Source organism: Nocardioides sp. (assembly GCF_031397825.1).
Lineage (GTDB): Bacteria > Actinomycetota > Actinomycetes > Propionibacteriales > Nocardioidaceae > Nocardioides.
In genome coordinates, this window is record NZ_JANNML010000007.1 from 1 (window position 1) to 3,742 (window position 3,742).

Sequence of the window (3,742 nt, forward strand, 5' to 3'; positions counted from 1 at the left end):
GCGGGAGCTCTCGGACGGAAGGCAGCATCGCGTGGAGACCCTGACCGTTCCGCCGTCCACCTGGCTGCGCACCACACCGTCGATCGTCTACACCTTCGACCACCGCGGCGTGTGCACCATGTCGGAGGGCCCGGGGCTCGCTGCCCTGGGGCTGCTCCCGGGTCAGCTGGTGGGTGCCGACCTGATCGAGGCCTATGCCGATGACCCCCAGGCCGTGCTCCAGCTGCGCCGTACGCTGGCCGGCGAGACGTTCGTGGTCGACCTCGAGCACCAGGGTCGGATCCTGGAGACCTACTTCCAGCCGCTGAGCACCCAGGGCGAGGCGCCGGCCGGCGGTCTGGGCGTGGTCAGTGACGTCACCGACCAGCGGCGACTGGAGAGCGAGGCGCGGGAGCAGGACCGCCGGATCACGGCGTTGGTCGAGCTCGACGCCGCGCTGGCCCGCGACGTGGTGGACGTGCCGGCCCTGCTGGACACCGCCGTCGCCGCCGCCACCGAGGGCACCGACTCCTCCGGCGCGCTCTGGTTGACCGGTCCGGACCCGGAGCGGTTGCGCATCGCTGCCTTCAACACCTCGACGGCTCCGGGCGGTGGCGACCTGAAGCCGCCGCGCGAACGGGCGCGTCCCGAGGAACTCGAGATCGACCGCGCGCTGGCCGAGGGCATCCCGCGCGCCCGTCACATCTCGCTGGCGACGGTCGCCGACACCGACACCACGGACCCCTTCGGCGACGCCTTCATCGACACCTGGCTGCGTGAGACCGGCGCCCACTCGGTGCTGCGCATCCCCCTGCGGGCCCGTGGCAACCTCCTGGGCGCCCTGGACCTGGTGCGGCGCGGTGACGCGGCACCCTTCAGCGAGAAGGACACCGACTTCTCCGTCGACGTGGCCGAACGCGTCGCGCTGGCCCTGGACAACGCGCTGCTGCTGCGCGCGCAGCGCGAGGCGCTCGAGGAGCAGGTGAAGTTCAAGGCTCTCGCCGACGCCACCAGCGACCTCATCGCGATCACCGACACCGACTCGATCGCCACCTACGTCAACGCCCGGGTCTCCGAGCTCGGCGCACAGTGGGTCGGGTCGTCCTTCCGCGACGTCTTCGCCGCGCACATCGCCGAGGACGTCATCGGCGACGTCGAGGAGGGCCTCGCCTCGCGTGGACGCTGGCGCGGCGACCTGACCCTGACCGGGTCCAACGGGTCGACCGTGGCGCGCACCGAGGCGTTCCACATCTTCCACCCCGAGACCGGAGCCCCGTTGGGCACGGTGTGGGTGGCCCAGGACGTCACCGAGCTCATGACGGCCGAGCGTGCCCTGCGCGCGGCCAACGTCGATCTGCTGCGCTTCAAGGCCCTCGTCGAGGCCTGCCCCGAGTTCATCGCCATCGCCGCCCTCGACGGGACCGTGCTCTACGTCAATCCTCCGGGCCGGGCGATGGTCGGCATGGACGTCGACGTGGACGTCTCCGCCACCCGGATCTCGGACTACCTGACCGAGGAGGGGCTGGAGCTGTCGTTGACCGTCGAGCAGCCCGCGGTCATCGCGAACGGCTTCTGGGAGGGCGAGTCGACCCTGCGTGACCTGCGGGGCGGGCCGGCCATCCCGGTCCAGATCGCCAGCTTCCTCATCCGCGACCCGGAGAGCGACGAGCCCTTCGCGCTCGCGACCGTCCAGCGAGACCTCTCCGACCGGGTGGCGGCCGAGCGTGCGTTGCGCGACCTGGCCGAGCAGCGCCAGCACCTGCTCAGCCGCCTGGTCGACGCCCAGGACGCCGAGCGGGCGCACATCGCCGCCGAGGTCCACGACGACTCGGTCCAGGCCCTGGCCGCGGTCGACCTGCGCCTGGGGCTGCTGTCGCGACGGATCACCGCGGAGGCGCCCCACCTGATCGAGTACGTCGACCCACTCCGCGCCACCGTCTCGGAGGCGACCGACCGGCTGCGCACGCTGCTGTTCGACCTCACTCCGGTCGACCTCGACCACGGCCTCGCCCCGGCGCTGCGTGAGACCGCCCGCGAGATCTTCGACGGCAGCAGCACCGAGGTGAGCGTGGTCGAGCGGGACCCCGACGCCGCGGCGGCTACGGCGGCCTCCGTCCTGCGCGTGGCCCACCGGATCGCCAGGGAGGCCCTGTTCAACGTGCGCAAGCACGCCCGCGCCGACCACGTGACGCTCACCCTCGGCTCCCGTGACGGCGGCCTCGACCTGAGGGTGATCGACGACGGCGTCGGCATCCCGGACGACCGGGTGTCGTCGGTCGCCGGACACCTCGGACTCTCGAGCATGCAGGACCGCGCGCAGATCGCGGGCGGTGAGTGGTCGGTGGCCCGACGGCCCGAGGGCGGCACGGAGGTCGCGCTGTGGCTCCCCCAGGACCCTGACCAGACCACTGCCGGTCGGACGACCAAGACATCCGTCCCACACGAATAGCGCAGCGGCACTAACCCAAGTTCGTACACGTGCACCGCGTGAACAGAGGGTTCCCGAGGTCAGAATAGGACTGCGTCGGCCAGCTCGTTCCCCCGTCGAGCTGGTCGGCGCCCTGCACCACCCACCCACCACGGGACCGGCCCCGGAGCCACGTCGCCTGGCCCGGCAGGACCCACTCACGATGGCGGCGCCTCCCAAGCTGGCGCCGCCATCGGCCTGCCCGGGGCCCCTGTCCGGGGCATGTCTCAGACTCAGCCCACGCGCCGGAGGGAGCGATGGCCCTCGCGGCGATCCCCCGCGTGCCCGTCGAGCCGCTCGAAGCCGCTGCGGTGGAAGACCAGCGGGGAGCCGGCTCCCCCGTCCTCGACCGCGTGCAGGCGCAGCAGCACCATGATGTGGTCGCCGGCCTCGATCTCGCGCTCGACGCTGCAGTCGAACGTCGCCACCGCGTCGTCGAGGAGCAGCGCACCGCGGTCGGTCGTCCGCGTGCTGAGCCCCGTGAAGCGCTCGGCCGCCGGCCCGGCGAGCTGCCGGCACGCCTGGTCGTGGTGGCTGGCCAGGACCGACAGCCCGAGGTGGTCCCCGGAGCGCAGCGTCGGCCACGTCGAGGAGGTGGTGGCGACCGAGAACGCGACCAGGGCCGGCGAGAGGCTGACCGAGGTGAACGAGCTGGCGGCCATGCCGACCGGCTCGCCGTCCACGAGGGCGGCCACGGCCACTACGCCGCTGGGGAAGGCCCCGAAGGCCTGGCGCAGCTCGCCGGGGTCCAGCTCCTGGTCCGGTCGGCGGTCATCGACGGTCGGCGCGAGGGCGGTGCGGGTGATGTCGGTGGTCGTCATGTGCTCACTCCTGAGGTCGGGGCGGGACGGCCGATGACGGCCGCAGGGTCGGGCAGGCTCACGACGCCGCTGCGCTCGCGCCGAACGGGACCGAGGCGGCGTACGTCGTAGGAGCGGGGTGCTTCCAGAGGCCGCGCTTCTCCAGCAGCGGCAGCACTCCCTCGCCGAACCAGTAGGCACCCTCGAGGTGCGGGTAGCCGGAGAGCACGAACTCGTCGATGCCGAGGGCGTGGTACTCCTCGATGCGGTCGGCGACCTCCTCGTGGCTGCCCACCAGCGCGGTGCCGGCGCCGCCGCGGACCAGCCCGACGCCGGCCCAGAGGTTCGGGTAGATCTCGAGGTCGTCCTTGCTCCCGCGGTTGAGCTCGAGCATGCGCCGTTGGCCCTCGGACTCGCTCCGTCGCAACCCTGCCTGCACGCGGGCCAACGTCTCGTCGTCGATGCCCTCGAGGAGCCGCCCGGCCTCGTGCCAGGC

At 72.6% G+C, this 3,742-nt stretch carries 3 protein-coding genes; 1 reads left to right on the top strand and 2 read right to left on the bottom strand.

The window, feature by feature from the left end; all coding sequences use genetic code 11:
• The first annotated feature begins 31 nt into the window (after positions 1–31).
• On the top strand, positions 32–2,428 hold the full coding sequence (locus RMN98_RS00410; RefSeq protein WP_309646822.1) for a PAS domain-containing protein: 2,397 nt from the start codon (positions 32–34) through the stop codon (positions 2,426–2,428).
• Positions 2,429–2,679: 251 nt separating this feature from the next.
• Here the strand turns inward: RMN98_RS00410 and RMN98_RS00415 are convergent, their stop codons facing one another.
• A complete protein-coding gene (locus RMN98_RS00415; RefSeq protein WP_309646823.1) occupies positions 2,680–3,267 on the bottom strand; it encodes a flavin reductase family protein in 588 nt (195 codons plus the stop codon).
• Between the two features lie 58 nt (positions 3,268–3,325).
• Positions 3,326–3,742: LLM class flavin-dependent oxidoreductase (locus tag RMN98_RS00420; protein WP_309646824.1), on the bottom strand; the 417-nt coding region annotated here is incomplete at its 5' end.